Consider the following 16,738-nt stretch of genomic DNA (forward strand, 5'->3'; position numbering starts at 1 on the left):
GTCACGGGCTCCCGGGGGCGTCCTCGGCAGAGCCCTCCCCCGTCACGGCGTCGGTCGCGCCATCGTCGGTCTCGTCCTCGGGCAGCGGGTCCGCGGCGAGCAGCCCGCGCGGGGGGTCGAGGACGACGCGGCCGGCGGCGACATCGACGACGGGGACGATCGCCCGCACGAAGGGCACCGGCGTGGTCGGCCCCTCCTCCTCGCGCACGAGCAGCAGGTCGTGGCCCGGTGCGCTCTGCAGCCCGACGACCTCACCCAGCAGGCGGCCGTCGACGTGCTCGACGCGCAGGCCGCGCAGCTCGTGCGGGTACCAGGCGTCCTCCTCGTCGTCCTCCTCGTCGCTCTCGAGGACGAGGCGCACCCCGCGCAGGGCCTCGGCGCCGGTGCGGTCCTCGGTGCCCTCGAAGCGCACGTAGATCGAGCCGCGGTCCTCACGCACGTGGGCGATCGTCAGCGGCCCGGCGTCGGCGGGGTCGGTCTCCAGCGTCTCCCCGACCGCGAGCCGGCCGGCCGGGTCGTCCGTGCGGACGTCGAGGCGGACCTCCCCCCTGAGCGCGTGGGGGGCGCCGACGACGGCGACGGTGAGCTGCACGGCTGGTCCTCCTCGAGGGTGTCGGACGGGTGGGACGACGCGGACCCGGCCCGTGGCGGGCCGGGTCCGTCGTTCGGTCGGTCGTGTCAGCGGCGGTCGGTGTCGACGACGTCGATCCGCACGGGACCGGAGGTCGACAGCGCGCCGACGACGGTGCGCAGCGCCTTGGCGGTGCGGCCCTGGCGGCCGATCACGCGTCCGAGGTCGGCGGGGTTGACCCGGACCTCGAGCAGGTCGCCGCGACGCAGCGAGCGCTCGGTGACGCGGACGTCGTCAGGGTTGTCGACGATGCCGCGCACGAGGTGCTCGAGCGCGTCGGCGAGCACGTCAGGCCTCCTCGGCCGGCGTCTCGGCCTCGTCGGTCCCCTCGGCCGCGTCCTCGGAGGACTCCGTGGAGGTCTCCGCGGCAGCCTCGGCGGCGGCCGCGGCCTCCTCCTCGGCCTTCTTGGCCGACGCGTCGGCCTTGCGCTTCTCGGCGGCGTCCTCGGCGGCCTTGACCGCGGCGGCGCGCTCGGCGGCGACGGTCTCCTCCGAGGCGTCCTTGGTGCGCAGCGTGCCCTCGGCGCCGTCGAGGCCCTTGAACTGCTGCCAGTCACCGGTGACCTTGAGCAGCGCGGCGACCTGCTCGGTCGGCTGGGCGCCGACGCCGAGCCAGTACTGCGCACGCTCGGAGTCGATCTGGATGAGCGAGGGCTCCTCCATCGGGTTGTACAGGCCGATCTCCTCGATGGCCCGCCCGTCGCGTCGGGTCCGCGAGTCCATGACGACCACGCGGTAGTGCGGGGAGTGAATCTTGCCGAGACGCTTGAGTCGGATCTTGACTGCCACTTGAGTGGGTGCTCCTGGTTCTGGGGTTCAGGTGGGCGGCCTGCGCCGACGGTGGGTCACGTCGACGCCGGTTGCCCGGGACACGGCGCGAGCGGGAGAGAGGGGCCCGAGCGCACCGGTGTACAGCCGGTCATTGTGCCAGACATCTCCCCGCACGGCACCGGCCCGGCTGGGGTCGGGCACGTGCCGTCGGCCACGTGCGGGGCGGGTGAGGGCCACGCGGGTCAGGGTCGGGACCGGGCCGGCGCGCCGCGCAGCACGAGCGCGAGCGCCGCCGCGAGGCAGGCGACGGCCGCCACGACCACCGTCGGCCCGACCCACGCGCCCGGGTCGCCCGGCTGCAGGCCTCCCAGGGCGCGCCCGCGCAGGTCGTACCCGGTGCCGAACGCCACCGTGGCGACCAGGACCGCGACGGCGGGCACCGTGAGCAGCACCGCGAGCAGCGTGGCCCCGCCGTGGAAGCGGTGGAACAGCGCGCCGACGACCTGCCCGCCGAGGGTGACCACGGTGGCGTTGACGGCGGTGACGAGCAGGACGAACCACCAGCCGCGCTCCCAGGAGCCGAGCTCCTCGGCGTCGGGCGCGACGTGCTGCCAGTCCGCGAGCCGGAAGGCGAGCGCCTCGAGCGCGAGCAGCGCCGTGCCGGCGGCCGCCCACACGAGACCGGCCACGGGCGCCGAGGCGAGGTTGCCGGCCACGACGGCCGGGCGGGTCGCGCCCTGCGGGACGAAGGTGAACATGTGCTGGCGCACGAGCGTGAGCGCCAGCACGAAGGGGATGCCGTGCTGGAGGGAGGCGAGGGAGACGACGAAGGACAGGTCCACGCTCCAGAACACGGCCTGCGCCGCGAGGACGACCGCGGCGAGGAGGACACCGATACCCAGGGCGATGGCGCCGACCGCGAGGTGGGCGGCGCACGAGGAGGCGGCGACGACCAGCCACTGCGGCCGGCGTGGCCCGGCCGGCCGTGCGGCGGGGACGAGCGGGTGCGCGGGTGCGGTCATGAGGGGCTCCCGGTGAGGTGGATGACGATGTCCTGCAGGCCCACGTGCCCGACGCCGATGCCCTGGCGGGCCAGCTCCGCCCGGCGGGCGGCGTCGAGGGTGGCCAGCACGGTGACCTCGCTCGTGGGGCCCAGGGTGCGCTCGGCGAGCACCTCCATCTCGGCGGTGACCTCGCGGACGGCCTCGGTGCGGCCGGTGAGGGTGGCCCCGCGCAGGCGCAGCTCCTCGGCGCCGCCGGAGTGCAGGACCCGGCCGTGGTCGAGCAGCACGACGTCCTCGAGGATGTTCTCGATCTCGGAGATGAGGTGGCTGGACAGGACGATGGTGCGCGGGTGGGCGGCGTAGTCGGCCACCAGGACGTCGTAGAACGCGACCCGGGTGGGGGCGTCCATGCCCAGGTGCACCTCGTCGAACATCGTCAGCGGCGCCCTGGAGGCGAGCCCGACGACGGCGCCGACCACGGATCGCTGACCGCGGGAGAGCTCGTTGGGACGCGTCGAGAGGTCGATGTCGAAGTGGTCGAGGAGCAGCTCGGCCCACTCCTGGTCCCAGGTGGGGCGCAGCTGCTCGGCGACCTCGAGGGTGTCGCTGATCTTCTGGTCACGGATGACGTCGCCGTCCTCGCGCACGAGGCACACCAGCGGCGCGAGGGTGGGGTCGTCGAAGGGGTCGCGGCCGTCGACGAGCGCCCGGCCCTCGGTCGGTCGTCGGAACCCGGCGAGCAGGGACAGGGCGGTCGTCTTCCCCGAGCCGTTGCGACCCAGCAGTCCGGTGATGCGGCCCGGGGCGATCTGGGCGCTCGACCCGGCGAGCGCCTCGGTGCGGCCGAACCGCACGCCGGCGCGTTCGAGGGCCGCGCCGAACGGTGCGGGCAGTGCCATGAGCTCTCCTCCGTGGGTGAGGGGTCGTGGGTGGACGGGGGGCGGTCGCGGCGTGGGTCAGAGGGCGCGCATGCGCAGGTCCACGTCGCGCAGCAGGAGGTGGGTGAGCGTGAGCGCGTAGGCCGCGACGAGCGCGAGCACCAGGGCGAGGGGTGCCGGCCCGTAGGTCCAGGTGGGCAGGTCGGGGATGGGGCCGAAGGTCACCGTGCCGTCCGCGACGAACAGCGCGACGAGGACCATCGGGAGGAGGGTCAGCGGCAGCGTGAGGACCGCGACGTACCAGAGGCCATCGGTGAACCGGTAGAACGCGGCGCCCACGAGCGCGCCGGCCAGCGCGGCGGCGACCAGGAGGGAGCCGCGCTCGAGGGCGACCTCGAGCCACCCCTGCGCCCACGGCCCGGGCTCGGCGACCCCGTCCTCGGTGGCGGCGACGTGCGCCCAGCCCGCAGCGCGGAAGAGCAGGCTCTCGAGCCAGAGCGTGACCACCGAGAGGGCCCCGGCGAGCGCTCCGGCGATCGTGGCGGCGGCCGGGACGGCGATGATGACCGCGCGGCGGGTCGCGCCGGCGGGGACGAGGTGGTCCATGCCGGCCCACACGGTCCAGATCGTCAGGCCGAAGGTGAACCAGGTCTGGATCTGCAGCCCGTACTGGACGAACGACTGCTGCGGGGTACCCACGAGGTGGAACACGAGCAGGACGATGCCGGCGAGCACGGTGACGCCGACGAGGACCACGGCGACCAGCCAGAGATGGACCGACAGGAAGTGCCTGGTGGCCGGCCGCCATTGCGTGCCGCTGTCCCGAGGGTGGTCGACGACGCTCATGCGCTCCTCCCGGTGAGGTGGATGACGATGTCCTGCAGGCCGACGTGCTCGATGCCGATCCCCCGGTCCGCGAGCGCGGCGCGACCCTCGTCGGTCAGCCCGAGCACGGTCAGCTCGGCCGTGGGGCCGAGCACCCGCTCCCCGAGCACCTGCAGGTCGGCGGCCGCCCCGCGGACGGTCTCGGCGCGGCCGGTGAGCCGGGCACCCATGGCCTGCATCTCCTCGACCGTGGTGTCGGCGACGACGCGGCCGGCGTCGAGGACGACGACGCGCTCGAGGAGGTGCTCGACCTCGGAGATGAGGTGGCTGGACAGGACGATCGTGCGCGGGTGGGCGGCGTAGTCGGCGAGGAGCCGGTCGTAGAAGCCCACCCGGGTGGGGGCGTCCATGCCCAGGTGCACCTCGTCGAACATCGTCAGCGGCGCCCGCGAGGCCAGCCCGACCACCGCCGCGACGACCGCGCGCCGCCCGCGCGAGAGCGTGGAGAGCTTCGCGCGCGACGAGACCTCGAAGTGGTCGAGCAGCTCCTCGGCCCACGCCTGGTCCCACGTGGGACGGAACCGCGCCCACAGCGCGAGCACGTCGCGCACCTTCTCGTCGGTGTCGAAGTCCCCCGACTCGCGCACGAGGCACACCCGGGCGTGCGTCGGCGCGTGCTCGAACGGGTCCCGGCCCCCGACGCCGACCGTGCCGCCGGTCGGTCGCCGGTAGGCGGCCAGCAGGGACAGGGCGGTGGTCTTGCCGGAGCCGTTGCGGCCGAGCAGCCCGGTGATGGTGCCGGGCTCGATGCGGAAGGTGGCGCCGTCGAGGGCGGTGGTCGCGCCGAAGCGCGCCTCGACGGCGTCGAGGTGCGCTCCGAGCGGTGGGTGGGCGGACATGGGAACCCTTCGTCGTGGTGCGAGTGCCGGCACGGACCGGGTGCCGGTCAGGACCAGCGGAACAGGCGGGCGGACAGCGGGTAGAGCACGGCGACGTAGCCGACCATGACGGCCAGCTGGAGCCACGGCACATCGGTGCCGAACCAGCCCTCGGTCATGGCCTGGCTGGCGGCCCCGAGCGGGGTGTAGGTGGCGATGCTCTCCAGGATGTCAGGCATGATCGGGCCCGGCGTCCACAGCCCCGCGAAGAACAGCATGGGGAAGTAGACGAGCATGCCCAGGCCGTTGGCGGTCGACGCCTTGCTGGCGACCGCGGCGATGAGCAGGCCGATCCCGAAGGTGGCCGCCGCCCCCAGGAGGAACGAGGCGACGAGGACGAGCGGCTGGCGCACGGCCTCGAGGTCGAACACCACCGCCGAGAGACCGACGGCGAGGCCCGCGGCCACGATGAACGCCAGCGTGTTGACGACGACCTGGGCGACGAGGATCCACTGCTGGCGGATCGGCGTCGTGGCCAGGCGGCGCAGGACGCCGCGCTCGCGGTAGCCGGCGATGTAGGACGGCAGCGTGGTCAGCGCCGGTGCGGCGATGGCCGTGGCCAGGATGACGGGCATGAACATGGCGATGACGAGCGCGCCGTCGTAGGGGTTGCCCGGCGAGTCCACCGGGTCGCGCATGCCGGGGATGGCGAAGCCGAGCCCGACGGCGAGGATCGTGGGGAAGGCGAGGGCGAAGAACACCGAGCCGAAGTCCCGGGTGAACAGGACGAGCTCGGAGCGGGCGAGGGCGCCGAACCCCCGCCACCTGCCGGTGCGGGCGGTGGTCGGCGTGGTCGGTGCGGCGTGAGCGACGGCGGTCATACGGGGACCTCCTCGGTGGTGCGCCCGGTGACGTCGACGAAGACGTCCTCAAGCGTGCGGGTACGGGTGGACAGGGCGGTGGGGACGATGCCGCGCGCGTCGAGCGCGGCGACGACGTCGGGCAGGGTGCGGTCGCCGCCGGTGACGCGGACGGTGGAGCCGCTGCGGGTGACCGCGGTGACGGCCTCGAGCCCGCGCAGGGCGTCCTCGGCGTCGGAGCCGGTGGGCAGGGCGATGGACAGCTCGGTCTCCGCGGCGCCCGCGGAGGTCAGCTCGGCGGGCGTGCCGGAGGCGACGACCCGGCCGGCGTCGATGACGACGATCCGGTCGGCGAGGTGCTCGGCCTCGTCCATGAAGTGGGTGACGAGCAGGACGGTGACGCCGGAGTCGCGGACCCGCTCGACGAGGGCCCAGGTCTCGCGGCGGCCGACCGGGTCCAGCCCGGTGGTCAGCTCGTCGAGGATGACGACCTGCGGGTTGCCCACGAGCGCGAGCGCGATGGACAGGCGCTGCTGGAGGCCGCCGGAGAGGTTGTCGAAGGCGGTGCCTCGTGACTCCTCCAGGCCGAGCATGGCGATGAGCTCGTCGATGTCGGCGGGCTCGGGGTAGAACGCCGCGTACAGGCGCAGCGCCTCCTCGACCCGGATCTTCGCCGGCAGCTTCGACTCCTGGAGCTGGACGCCGAGGACCTGGCGGACGGCCTCGGGGTCGACCTGGGGGTCGATGCCGAGCACCGAGGTGGTGCCGGAGTCGGGCCGCTGGAGGCCTGCGAGGATCTCGACGGTGGTGGTCTTCCCGGCACCGTTGGGGCCGAGGATGCCGACGATCTCGCCGCGCTCGACGCTCAGGCTGACGTCGTCGACGGCGACCTTCTCGCCGAAGGTCTTGCGGATGTGGTGGATCTCGATGGCGGACGGCATGGTGGTCCCCTCCTTCGGGGGTGGTCGGTCGTGCGGTCGGTGGTGGCGGGCGCTCAGCTCTCGACGCCGCCGATGGGGGTGCGTCGCACGACGGCGACGAACCAGAGGGCCAGGGCCACGGTGAGCGCGGCGACAAGGACGTAGACCCAGTCGCCGAGCCCCGCCTGGCGGCCGAGGGACTCGGCGCTCCCGAGGTCGACGAGCAGCTGGGCGGCGAGCACGGGCAGCAGGCCCAGCGGCAGCGCGAGGGTGCCGCGCAGGCCGCCGAACCGGTAGTAGCCGGCCCCGACGGCGAGGCCGGAGACGAGTCCGGCGAGCATCATGAGGGACCCCACGGCCCAGATGACGTGCAGGCCGGACTCCCAGATCCCCTCGACCACGACGCCGTCGTCCGTGCCCATCGCTCCGTGCACCCAGCCGAGCGCGTCGTAGATGACGCCCTCGAGGAGGAGAAGCAGGGCCATGACCAGGCCGTAGGCCAGGGCGACGACCGCCGATGAGGCCAGGGCGCCGCGGATGAAGGACCGGCGGGTCACCCCCGTCGCGACGTACACGGTGAGCGCGGCGGCGGCGATGACCACCGCGATCGAGAACGGGAACCAGAGCATCGCGTAGTGGGCGTACTGGACCATCGAGACGCGCACGGTGGTGAAGTGGTCGACGATGAGGGTCGCCACCACCAGCACGACGACGGTGGCGCCCCAGAACCAGGCGCCGAGCACCCCGTGGAGACCGAGCATGGTGCGCGTGACGCGCACCCACTGGGGTCGACGTCGGGCGGGGACGGCCTCGGCGGCCGCGGGCGTGCCGGTGGCGGTCATGAGGTGCGCTCCGTGAGGTGGATGACGAGCTCCTGGAGGCCGAGCCGGCCGACGGCCAGGCCCTGGGCCTCGAGGGCCGCGACGGTGGTGCGGTCGAGCCGCCCGTGGACGGCGGCCTCCTTGGTGGTGCCGAGGGTGCGTTCGGCGAGGACCTCGAGGCCGGCGACGGCCTCGTCCACGCGCGCGGCCGGCCCGGTGACGGTGGCCCCGGCCGCGGTGATCTCGTCGGACTCGCCGGCCAGGCGCAGGTGCCCGCGGTCGAGGATGACGGCGTGCTCGACGAGCCGCTCGATCTCGCTGATGAGGTGGCTGGAGAGCACGATCGTGCGCGGGTGCTCGGCGTAGTCGACGAGCAGCCGCTCGTAGAACAGCGCGCGTGAGGGCGCGTCCATGCCGAGGTAGACCTCGTCGAACATCGTCAGCGGGGCGCGGGTGGCCAGGCCGACGGTCGCGGCCACGGCCGAGCGCTGCCCGCGGGACAGGGAGTCGACCGACTTCGCCGGGTCGACCCCGAAGGCGTCGAGGAGCTCCTCGGCGAACCGCTGGTCCCAGCGGGGCCGGAAGTCGGCGAACATCGTGAGGTTGGTGCGCACCTTCTCGGTGGTCACCAGGTCGCCGGCCTCGCGGACCAGGCAGGTGCCCTCCATGAGCTCCTCGTCCTCGAAGGGGTCGCGACCCTCGACGCGCACGGCGCCCGAGGTGGGGCGGCGCAGCGAGGCCAGCAGGCCGAGCAGGGTGGACTTGCCGGCGCCGTTGCGGCCGAGCAGTCCGGTGATGGCGCCGGGCTCGATGCGCACGGTGACGTCCTCGAGCGCGGCGGTGCGGCCGTAGCGCACGGTGAGGTTCTCGACCTCGGCGCGGTAGCCGGTCATGACGAGGCTCCTTCGCTGCGGATGTGGGCGATGAGCTCCTCGGGGGTGATCCCGAGGACGGCGGCCTGGGCGAGCAGCGGGTCGAGCCGCTCGGTGAAGAAGGCGCTGCGGCGCTCGGCGCGCAGACGCGCGGGCGCTCCCGCTGCGACGAACATGCCCACCCCCCGTTGCTTGTACAGAACCTGCTCGTCCACCAGCAGGGCAAAGGCTTTTGCCGCGGTGGCCGGGTTGATGCGGTAGGTGGTGGCGAACTGCGTGGTGGAAATGACCTGCTCCTCCTCGAGGAGGTTGCCCGCGAGGATCTCGCCCCGCAGGTGCTCCGCGATCTGGAGGTAGATGGGCTCCGACCCGTCGAACATGCCCTCACCTACTCCCTTGGTTCATTACTCGACTAATGAACCACAGAACCGAAGAGGCGTCAAGGCATGGGACGCTCGTCACCATGAGCGCACAGCCCCGGCCGCTGCACCTGACCGGCACCGTCCTCGTCGACGGCGCGACCACGCTGGAAGAGATCTGGGTCGACGACGGCGTCGTCCACCTCGCTCCCCCGCCCGGGGCGAGCGGGTTCGAGGAGGTGCGGGGAGTCGTCGTGCCCGGCCTGGTCGACGCGCACGCGCACGTGGGGCTGGGCCCCGAGGGCGCGGTGGACGTCGCCGAGGCCGAGCGTCAGGCGCTGGCCCTGCGGGACAGCGGCACACTGCTCGTGCGCGACGCGGGTGCGCCGGTCGACACGCGGTGGGTCGACGACCGGGACGACCTGCCGCGCCTGGTTCGCGCCGGGCGGCACATCGCCCGGCCCAAGCGCTACATGCGCGGGTTCGCCCGTGAGCTCGACGACGTCGCGCTGCTGCCCGAGGCCGTCGCGGAGGAGGCCCGCCGCGGGGACGGGTGGGTCAAGCTCGTCGGCGATTGGATCGACCGCTCGGCGGGCGCCGATGCCGACCTCGCCCCGCTGTGGCCGCGCGAGGTGCTGGCCGACGCGGTGGCCGCCGCCCACGAGAACGGCGCGCGCGTCACGGTGCACACCTTCGCGACCGAGACTCTCGACGATCTCCTCGCCGCCGGCGTCGACTGCCTCGAGCACGCCACGGGCATGACCGGTGACCACATGGCCGAGGTCGCCGCCCGCGGGATCCCGGTGACGGTCACGGCGATGCAGGTGGGGCGCTTCCCGGAGTTCGCGGCGCAGGCGGGCACAAAGTACCCGGTCTACGCGCGGCGGATGCTCGACATGCACGCGCGCCGGGCCGAGCACTGGGGGCGGGCCGTGGACGCGGGCGTGCGCGTCCTCATGGGCTCCGACGCCGGCGGGTACAACGAGCACGGGTCGCTGCCCGAAGAGCTGGTCGCCTGCGTGGAGCTCGGCATCCCGGCGGCCGACGTGCTGGCGGCCGCGACCTGGGACGGTCGGGCCTACCTCGGCCTGCCCGGGATCGAGGAGGGGGCGAGCGCGGACCTCGTCGTCTACGACGCCGACCCGCGCGAGGACCTGGCCGTGACGAAGGAGCCAGCCGCCGTCATCCTCCGCGGCCGCCGCTGTCCCGACGAGTGAGCGTCGTTCTGCCTCACGAGTGAGCGGCTTTCTGCCTGGCGAGTGAGCACGGCCGACTCGACCTGCTCACACGTCAGGCAGATCACTGCTCTCTCGTCAGCGGAGGAACTTCTGGAGCTGGTCGAGGTCGACGTCCTCCGGCTTCGGCTGGACCGGGCCGGTCCCTCCCCCGCCGAAGGAGGCACCCGACGGCGCCGACGCGCGCGCGGCGAGCTCGCGCTCCTGCTGTGCGCGCTTGGCGGGGTTGCCGCTCTTGCCCTTCTTCTTCTTGACCTGCGGCGCCTGGCGGCCCTTCGACTTCTTGCCGCCGCCCATGCCCGGGCCGCCGGGCATCCCCGGCATGCCCCCGCCGCCCGAGGACATCTTCCGCATCATCGTGCGCGCCTGGTCGAACCGCTCGAGGAGCGAGTTGACCTGGGCGACGGTGGTGCCCGAGCCCTTGGCGATGCGCGAGCGGCGCGAACCGTTGAGGATCTTGACGTTGTCCCGCTCGGCGGGGGTCATCGAGCGGACGATGGCCTCGACCCGGTCGACCTCGCGCTCGTCGAAGTTGTCCAGCTGGTCACGCATCTGACCCATGCCCGGGAGCATCCCGAGCATCTTCTTCATCGAGCCCATCTTCTTGATCTGCTGGAGCTGACCGAGGAAGTCGCCGAGGGTGAAGTCGTCGCCGGCGAGCTTCTCGGCGAGCTTCTCCGCCTCGGCGGCGTCGTAGGTGCGCTCGGCCTGCTCGATGAGGGTGAGGACGTCACCCATGTCGAGGATGCGCGAGGCCATCCGGTCGGCGTGGAAGCGCTCGAAGTCCTCGAGCTTCTCGCCGGTGGAGGCGAACAGCACCGGCACGCCGGTCACGCCCCGCACGGACAGGGCGGCGCCGCCGCGGGCGTCGCCGTCGAGCTTGGACAGGACCACACCGGTGAAGCCGACGCCCTCGGCGAAGGCGTTGGCGGTGGTGACCGCGTCCTGGCCGATCATGGCGTCGAGGACGAAGAGGGTCTCGTCGGGCCGGACGGCGTCGCGGATGTCCGCGGCCTGCCGCATCATCTCCTCGTCGACGCCGAGGCGGCCGGCGGTGTCGACGATGACCACGGAGTGCATGGCCTGGCGGGCCCGCTCGACGCCGGTGCGCGCCACCTGGACCGGGTCGCCGATGCCGTTGCCCGGCTCGGGCGCCCAGACCGGCACGCCGGCGCGCTCGCCGACGATCTGCAGCTGGTTCACGGCGTTCGGGCGCTGGAGGTCGGAGGCGACGAGCAGCGGGGTGTGCCCCTGCTCGCGCAACCACCTGCCGAGTTTGCCGGCCAGGGTGGTCTTGCCGGCGCCCTGGAGGCCGGCGAGCATGATGACCGTCGGCGGGTGCTTGGCGATGAACAGGTCGCGGGACTCGCCGCCGAGGATCTCGACGAGCTCCTCGTGGACCATCTTGATGACCTGCTGGCCGGGGTTGAGGGCCTTGGACAGGTCGGCGCCGGTGGCGCGCTCGCGCACGGCGGCCGAGAACTGGCGGACCACGGGCAGGGCGACGTCGGCCTCGAGGAGGGCCCGGCGGATCTCGCGGATCGTCGTCTCGACGTCCTCCGCGGACAGTCGGCCCTTCCCGCGCAGGCCCTTGAAGGCGCCGGTGATCCGGTCGGAGAGGCTGGCGAACACGTGGGTCCTTCGTCGTGGGGTGGCGGCGGCGCGTGGTCCGGCTGGGGCTCGCGCGCTCGGCCCGGGCGTTGCCCGCAAGGGTAACAACGGGCCCGCCCCCGCAGCGGGGTCGGGCACTCAGGTGAGCGTGGCGTCCACCGCAGCGGTGAGCCGGTCGACGAGGTCGGCGCGCCAGGAGGTCCAGGCGCGCGGTCCGGCGGCCCGGGCGTCGGCCTCGGTCAGGGCGCGCAGCAGGTGGAGGCGCTCCCGGGTGCCGACCCGGTGGGCGACCTCGGCGACGACGGCCGGGTCCTTGAGGTCCCGTCCGGTCGCGGTCTCGGCGAGCAGGAGGTGCTCGGCGACGAGCGTGACGACGTCGTCGCGGTCGGCCGGGCGCACCCCGAGCCGGTCGAGGACGGGGCCTGCGATGTGCGCCCCGCGGGCGGCGTGGTCCCGCTCGCCGGGCAGCTTGCCGATGTCGTGCAGGAGCGCGGCGAGCAGCAGGCGCGCGTCGCCCGGGCCGCCGGCGGCGGTCAGCCCCGGCGTGGGGACCAGCTCGGCGAGGCCGGCGACGGTGAGCAGGAGGTGCCGGTCGACGGTGCGGGTGTGCACGGCGGTGCGCTGGGGGCGGTTGCGCACGGGGGCCCACTCGGGCAGCCAGGTCGCCACGACGCCGGCCAGATCGAGCGTGTCGAGGGCCTCGAGGGCGCGCTCCCCCGCCGCCAGGACGGCGAGGAGGTCGGCGAGCGCCTCCGGGGGCCAGGTGCCGTCGGGGCCCACCGGGGCGGGGCAGGCGGCCAGCGCACCGGCGGTGACCGGGGACAGCGGCAGTCCGCCCTCGACGGCGGCACGGGCGGCCCGCAGGGCGAGCAGCGGCTCGGCCTCGGGCCGGACCCCGGGGGCGAGGACGACCTCCCCCTCGTGCGCGACGAGCCCCTCGGCGATCGTGGTCAGCCGGGGTCCCCGGCCGGCGCGCAGGGCGTCGAGGATGAGCCGGCGGCGGGGGCGGGTGGCGGCGCGACGGGCGCTGCGCAGCGTGGTGTCGAGGGCGTGCCGGATGGTGCGGCCGGCCGCGCTGACGCCGGCGAGGAGCTCGTCGGCCGGGTCGGCACCGACCTCGGTGCGCCCCGGCGGAGCGCCCGGGGCAGGGACGGAGGCGCGCAGCTCGGCGAGCTCGGCGTCGCTCCTGGGGTTGCTCCCGCCGTCGCGGCTGCCCAGGCCCATGGCCGCGGCGACGGCGTCCTGGGCGCGCATGGTCAGCCGGTTGGTGACTCGTCCGGTCACGCGGTGCAGGGCGTCGCGCACGTCGCCCAGGTGGGCGACGGCGTCGTCGACGGTGCCGTGCGGGCGGTCGGTGAGCCAGCTGGCGACCAGGGCGAGGACGATGCGGGCGTCGCGCAGGCCGCCGCGGCACTCCTTGAGGTCGGGCTCGACGAGGTGGGCGAGGTCGCCCAGGCGCCGCCCGCGGCTCTCGACCGCCCCGGTGAGGTCGGCCAGGCGCACGCGGGCCGCGCCGCGCCAGTCGGCCAGCACCGCCGAGGCGGCCTCCGCGCCGAGGGTGGCGTCCCCGACGACGTGCCGCATCCCGAGCAGGCCGACGGCGGCTGGGACGTCGGTCGAGGCGACGGAGCGGCAGTCGGCCAGCGTGCGCACGGAGTGGTCGAGGGCCAGTCCCGCGTCCCAGATCGGGTACCACAGGGCGTCGGTGAGGGCGTCGAGGTCGGCGTCGTGCCGGGTGCCGTCGTGGAGGAGGACGAGGTCGAGGTCGGCCAGCGGTCCGCCGTCGCGGCGCCCGAGGGAGCCGACGCAGGCCAGGGCGACGCCGCGGCCCAGGTCCTGACCCAGCCCCTCGGCGGCCTGCCACCACAGCTCGGCGAGCGCGGCGTCGGTGAGGTCGGCCAGGGCGGAGCGGTACTCCCGGCCCGGCGTCCGGTCCCCCGCCGCGAGGGCGGCCGGGTCGGGCGGGGGGACGGCGAGGCGGGCGGACCGCAGCCCCGCCAGGAGCCGCGGTCCGCCCGCCGGGGTCACAGCGCCTCGGACCCGCGCTCGCCGGTGCGCACGCGCACGACCTGGGAGACGTCGGAGACCCAGACCTTGCCGTCGCCGATGCGGCCGGTGTGCGCGGCGCCGACGACGGCGTCGACGACCGTGTCGGCGACCTCCTCGTCGACGAGGACCTCGATGCGGACCTTGGGCACCAGGCGGACCTCGTACTCGGCGCCGCGGTAGACCTCGGTGTGGCCGTGCTGGCGGCCGAACCCGTTGGCCTCGGAGACGGTCATACCCGAGACCCCGGCGGCCTCGAGGGCCGCCTTGACGTCCTCGAGCCGGAACGGCTGGATGATGGCGGTGATGAGCTTCATGTCTGTCCTCACTTCTCCGATCCGGTGAGCAGGCGTCCGGTGCCGATGCCCTCGTAGGCGCTCTCGGCGTGCTCGACGGTGTCGATGCCGGTGACCTCCTCGTCCTCGCTGATGCGCCAGCCCATTGTCACCCTCAGCGCCAGCGCGATGACGAACGTGACCACCCCGGCGTAGGCCATGGCGACCACAGCGATGAGGATCTGCACGAGGAGCTGGCTCGCGCCGTGGCCGAAGATCAGGCCGGTCTCGTCGGCGAGGACGCCCACGAGCACGGTGCCGACGAGGCCGCCGACGAGGTGGACGCCGACGACGTCGAGCGAGTCGTCGAACTTCCAGCGGTACTTGAGGCTGACGGCGAGCGCGCAGAGTGCGCCGGCGATCGCGCCGATGACGATGGAGGTGACGGGGCCCAGCGCCCCGGCCGCCGGGGTGATGGCGACCAGGCCGGCGACGGTCCCGGAGGCGGCGCCGAGGGAGGTCATGTGGCCGTCGCGCAGGCGCTCGGTGACGAGCCAGCCGAGGATGGCGGCCGCCGTCGCGGAGGTGGTGTTGACCCAGGCGAGGCCGGCGACGCCGTCGGCGGTGAAGGCGGAGCCGGCGTTGAAGCCGAACCAGCCGACCCACAGCAGGGCGGCGCCGATCATCACCAGGGGCAGGTTGTGGGGCCGCATGGGCGCCTTGCCGAAGCCGCGGCGCCTGCCGACGACCAGGGCGAGGATGAGGCCGGCGATGCCGGCGTTGATGTGGACCACGGTGCCGCCGGCGAAGTCGATGGGCTCGGCGATGGAGCCGAAGGGGCCGTCGCCGGAGAGCAGGCCGCCGCCCCAGACCATGTGGGCCATGGGGAAGTAGGACAGGGTCACCCACAGGGCGGCGAAGACCAGCCATGTCGAGTACTTCACGCGGTCGGCGATCGCGCCCGAGATCAGGGCGGTGGTGATGATGGCGAAGGTCGACTGGAACGCCACCCCGACGTAGGCGGGGACGCCCAGGTCGTCGAGGAGGAACGCGCCGTCGGCGTCGGTCACCAGGCCGGACAGCGCGAAGCCGTCGAAGGGGTTGCCGAGGATGCCGCCGATGGAGCCGCCGTAGCTCATCGAGTAGCCCCACAGCGGGTAGATCACGCCGACCACGGCGATGACGCCGAAGCTCATCATCATCATGTTGAGCACGCCGCGCGAGCGGGTCATGCCGCCGTAGAACAGGGCCAGCGCGGGCACGGTCATCATCAGCACCAGGGTGGCGGACATCAGCATCCAGGCGGTGGCCCCCGTGTCGAGCTCGGGGGTCACGGCCGTCACCGTCACCAGATTCATGTCTCCTCCTCACCGGCTCGGTCGGCCGGTCATGGCAGGAGGTTCGCGCGGCGGTGTTTCGCTCGGTGACGTCTGGTGTTTCGCCCGGATGACGACCGTTGCCGCCAGGTGACGATCGTGTGTCGTGGCGCGGGGCCGGCCCCGCGCGCCTCAGCTGAGCAGGGAGTCGACGAAGTCCTCGGGGACGAAGGGCGCCAGGTCGTCGGGGCCCTCGCCGAGGCCGACGTACTTCACCGGGACGCCCAGCTCGCGCTGGACGGTGACGACGATGCCGCCCTTGGCGGTGCCGTCGAGCTTGGTGAGCACGATGCCGGTGACGGCCACCGCCTCGGAGAAGATCTTCGCCTGCTGCATGCCGTTCTGGCCGGTGGTGGCGTCCAGGACGAGCAGGACCTCGCGCACCGGCGCCTGCCGGGACATCACGCGCTTGATCTTGCCCAGCTCCTCCATGAGGCCGGCCTTGTTCTGCAGGCGCCCGGCGGTGTCGACCACGACGACGTCGGTGCCGGCCTCGCGGCCGGTGCGCACCGCGTCGAAGGCGACCGAGGCGGGGTCGGCGCCCTCGGTCTCGGAGCGCACGACGGGCACGCCGACGCGCTCGCCCCAGGTGGTCAGCTGCTCGGCGGCGGCGGCGCGGAAGGTGTCGGCGGCGCCGAGGACGACGGAGTGCCCCTCGGCGACGAGCACGCGGGCGAGCTTGCCGATCGTCGTCGTCTTGCCGGTGCCGTTGACGCCGACGACGAGGACGGTGGCCGGGTGGGGTGCGCCGTCGTCGCCGACGACGGGGCTGAGGTCGAGGCTCCGGTCGGCGTCGGGGCCGACGAACTCGAGGAGCTCGCGGCGCAGGATCTCGCGGACCTCGCCGGCGTCGGCCGCGCCGGTGACCTTGGCCTCGGTGCGCAGGGTGTCGATGAGCTCGGTGGTCGGGCCGATGCCGACGTCGGCGAGCAGGAGGGTCTCCTCGAGCTCCTCCCAGTCCTCCTCGCCGAGCTTCTCGCGCGAGAGGATCGAGAGCAGGGCCTGGCCGAACGAACCGGACTTCGCCAGGCGCGCGCGCAGGCGCTGGATCCGGGACCGGACGGTCTCGGGCTCCTCGAGGGTGGGGGCGGCCGGCTCGGCGACCTCCGGCTCGGCGACGTCGGTGTCGGTCCCGGGTTCGGCGACGTCGGTGCCGGGCTCGTCGAGGACGGCGGTGGGGGCCGAGGCGCCGGCCGGTGGTTCGGCGTCGCCCGGGTAGGGGCTGCGCTCGGCGGGCGGGAGCTGCTGGTCCCCCTTGCGCCGCGAGGGGACGAGCCAGAGTCCGGCGACCAGCCCGATGACGAGCAGGACGCCGACGACGACGAGAACGATCTGCAGGGTGTCCACGGCACCAGTGTGGCAGGGTCTTAGGCCCG

General features: G+C 74.0%; 18 protein-coding genes. 1 reads left to right on the forward strand and 17 read right to left on the reverse strand.

The window, feature by feature from the left end; all coding sequences use genetic code 11:
• Window position 1: 1 nt before the first annotated feature.
• The 12 genes from rimM to AC3D3D_RS03740 all read right to left on the reverse strand — a co-directional run bounded on the left by rimM (window position 2) and on the right by AC3D3D_RS03740 (window position 8,840).
• A complete protein-coding gene (rimM, locus tag AC3D3D_RS03685; RefSeq protein ID WP_463660884.1) occupies window positions 2-592 on the reverse strand; it encodes a ribosome maturation factor RimM in 591 nt (196 codons plus the stop codon).
• An 86-nt stretch (window positions 593-678) separates the two neighbouring features.
• Complete coding sequence (locus AC3D3D_RS03690; RefSeq protein WP_463660883.1) at window positions 679-918, reverse strand: RNA-binding protein; 240 nt, start codon at window positions 916-918, stop codon at window positions 679-681.
• 1 nt (window position 919) lies between these two features.
• Window positions 920-1,420: a 30S ribosomal protein S16 gene (gene rpsP / locus AC3D3D_RS03695; RefSeq protein ID WP_463660882.1), complete on the reverse strand. Its 501-nt coding sequence runs from the start codon at window positions 1,418-1,420 to the stop codon at window positions 920-922.
• A 224-nt stretch (window positions 1,421-1,644) separates the two neighbouring features.
• On the reverse strand, window positions 1,645-2,424 hold the full coding sequence (locus AC3D3D_RS03700; protein ID WP_463660881.1) for a hypothetical protein: 780 nt from the start codon (window positions 2,422-2,424) through the stop codon (window positions 1,645-1,647).
• The gene (locus tag AC3D3D_RS03705) at window positions 2,421-3,305 is read right to left on the reverse strand and encodes an ATP-binding cassette domain-containing protein (protein ID WP_463660880.1); all 885 of its coding nucleotides are present in this window, start codon (window positions 3,303-3,305) and stop codon (window positions 2,421-2,423) included. Before AC3D3D_RS03705 ends, AC3D3D_RS03700 begins: the two co-directional genes overlap by 4 nt.
• Before the next feature lie 57 nt (window positions 3,306-3,362).
• On the reverse strand, window positions 3,363-4,130 hold the full coding sequence (locus AC3D3D_RS03710) for a hypothetical protein (protein WP_463660879.1): 768 nt from the start codon (window positions 4,128-4,130) through the stop codon (window positions 3,363-3,365).
• Window positions 4,127-5,008 (reverse strand): ATP-binding cassette domain-containing protein, encoded by an 882-nt coding sequence (locus tag AC3D3D_RS03715; RefSeq protein ID WP_463660878.1) that lies wholly within the window; start codon window positions 5,006-5,008, stop codon window positions 4,127-4,129. The genes AC3D3D_RS03710 and AC3D3D_RS03715 overlap by 4 nt, the downstream gene beginning before the upstream one ends.
• A 47-nt stretch (window positions 5,009-5,055) precedes the next feature.
• On the reverse strand, window positions 5,056-5,868 hold the full coding sequence (locus AC3D3D_RS03720; RefSeq protein WP_463660877.1) for an ABC transporter permease: 813 nt from the start codon (window positions 5,866-5,868) through the stop codon (window positions 5,056-5,058).
• The gene (locus AC3D3D_RS03725) at window positions 5,865-6,788 is read right to left on the reverse strand and encodes an ABC transporter ATP-binding protein (RefSeq protein ID WP_463660876.1); all 924 of its coding nucleotides are present in this window, start codon (window positions 6,786-6,788) and stop codon (window positions 5,865-5,867) included. Before AC3D3D_RS03725 ends, AC3D3D_RS03720 begins: the two co-directional genes overlap by 4 nt.
• A 53-nt stretch (window positions 6,789-6,841) precedes the next feature.
• The gene (locus AC3D3D_RS03730) at window positions 6,842-7,609 is read right to left on the reverse strand and encodes a hypothetical protein (RefSeq protein WP_463660875.1); all 768 of its coding nucleotides are present in this window, start codon (window positions 7,607-7,609) and stop codon (window positions 6,842-6,844) included.
• Window positions 7,606-8,481, reverse strand: a complete 876-nt coding sequence (locus AC3D3D_RS03735; protein ID WP_463660874.1) for an ATP-binding cassette domain-containing protein — start codon at window positions 8,479-8,481, stop codon at window positions 7,606-7,608. The genes AC3D3D_RS03730 and AC3D3D_RS03735 overlap by 4 nt, the downstream gene beginning before the upstream one ends.
• Complete coding sequence (locus tag AC3D3D_RS03740; protein ID WP_463660873.1) at window positions 8,478-8,840, reverse strand: GntR family transcriptional regulator; 363 nt, start codon at window positions 8,838-8,840, stop codon at window positions 8,478-8,480. The genes AC3D3D_RS03735 and AC3D3D_RS03740 overlap by 4 nt, the downstream gene beginning before the upstream one ends.
• An 83-nt stretch (window positions 8,841-8,923) precedes the next feature.
• Here AC3D3D_RS03740 and AC3D3D_RS03745 point away from each other — a divergent pair, with 83 nt between their 5' ends.
• A complete protein-coding gene (locus AC3D3D_RS03745) occupies window positions 8,924-10,036 on the forward strand; it encodes an amidohydrolase family protein (protein ID WP_463660872.1) in 1,113 nt (370 codons plus the stop codon).
• A gap of 96 nt (window positions 10,037-10,132) precedes the next feature.
• Here AC3D3D_RS03745 and ffh read toward each other — a convergent pair whose 3' ends face one another.
• The 5 genes from ffh to ftsY form a co-directional block, all read right to left on the reverse strand.
• Window positions 10,133-11,686, reverse strand: a complete 1,554-nt coding sequence (ffh, locus tag AC3D3D_RS03750) for a signal recognition particle protein (RefSeq protein WP_463660871.1) — start codon at window positions 11,684-11,686, stop codon at window positions 10,133-10,135.
• 117 nt (window positions 11,687-11,803) lie between these two features.
• Complete coding sequence (locus AC3D3D_RS03755) at window positions 11,804-13,693, reverse strand: [protein-PII] uridylyltransferase family protein (protein WP_463660870.1); 1,890 nt, start codon at window positions 13,691-13,693, stop codon at window positions 11,804-11,806.
• A complete protein-coding gene (locus tag AC3D3D_RS03760; protein WP_463660869.1) occupies window positions 13,690-14,028 on the reverse strand; it encodes a P-II family nitrogen regulator in 339 nt (112 codons plus the stop codon). Before AC3D3D_RS03760 ends, AC3D3D_RS03755 begins: the two co-directional genes overlap by 4 nt.
• An 8-nt stretch (window positions 14,029-14,036) precedes the next feature.
• Window positions 14,037-15,344, reverse strand: a complete 1,308-nt coding sequence (locus AC3D3D_RS03765; protein WP_463660868.1) for an ammonium transporter — start codon at window positions 15,342-15,344, stop codon at window positions 14,037-14,039.
• 150 nt (window positions 15,345-15,494) lie between these two features.
• On the reverse strand, window positions 15,495-16,700 hold the full coding sequence (gene ftsY / locus AC3D3D_RS03770) for a signal recognition particle-docking protein FtsY (RefSeq protein WP_463661061.1): 1,206 nt from the start codon (window positions 16,698-16,700) through the stop codon (window positions 15,495-15,497).
• Window positions 16,701-16,738 lie beyond the last annotated feature (38 nt).

This window comes from Georgenia sp. X1117, assembly GCF_057784635.1.

Excerpts from the sequence above, each read along its gene's own strand:
- AC3D3D_RS03700 (WP_463660881.1), bottom strand. The coding sequence starts at position 2,424 with ATGACCGCACCCGCGCACCCGCTCGTCCCCGCCGCACGGCCGGCCGGG.
- AC3D3D_RS03705 (WP_463660880.1), bottom strand. The coding sequence starts at position 3,305 with ATGGCACTGCCCGCACCGTTCGGCGCGGCCCTCGAACGCGCCGGCGTG.
- AC3D3D_RS03710 (WP_463660879.1), bottom strand. The coding sequence starts at position 4,130 with ATGAGCGTCGTCGACCACCCTCGGGACAGCGGCACGCAATGGCGGCCG.
- AC3D3D_RS03715 (WP_463660878.1), bottom strand. The coding sequence starts at position 5,008 with ATGTCCGCCCACCCACCGCTCGGAGCGCACCTCGACGCCGTCGAGGCG.
- AC3D3D_RS03720 (WP_463660877.1), bottom strand. The coding sequence starts at position 5,868 with ATGACCGCCGTCGCTCACGCCGCACCGACCACGCCGACCACCGCCCGC.
- AC3D3D_RS03725 (WP_463660876.1), bottom strand. The coding sequence starts at position 6,788 with ATGCCGTCCGCCATCGAGATCCACCACATCCGCAAGACCTTCGGCGAG.
- AC3D3D_RS03730 (WP_463660875.1), bottom strand. The coding sequence starts at position 7,609 with ATGACCGCCACCGGCACGCCCGCGGCCGCCGAGGCCGTCCCCGCCCGA.
- AC3D3D_RS03735 (WP_463660874.1), bottom strand. The coding sequence starts at position 8,481 with ATGACCGGCTACCGCGCCGAGGTCGAGAACCTCACCGTGCGCTACGGC.
- AC3D3D_RS03740 (WP_463660873.1), bottom strand. The coding sequence starts at position 8,840 with ATGTTCGACGGGTCGGAGCCCATCTACCTCCAGATCGCGGAGCACCTG.
- AC3D3D_RS03745 (WP_463660872.1), top strand. The coding sequence starts at position 8,924 with ATGAGCGCACAGCCCCGGCCGCTGCACCTGACCGGCACCGTCCTCGTC.
- AC3D3D_RS03760 (WP_463660869.1), bottom strand. The coding sequence starts at position 14,028 with ATGAAGCTCATCACCGCCATCATCCAGCCGTTCCGGCTCGAGGACGTC.
- AC3D3D_RS03765 (WP_463660868.1), bottom strand. The coding sequence starts at position 15,344 with ATGAATCTGGTGACGGTGACGGCCGTGACCCCCGAGCTCGACACGGGG.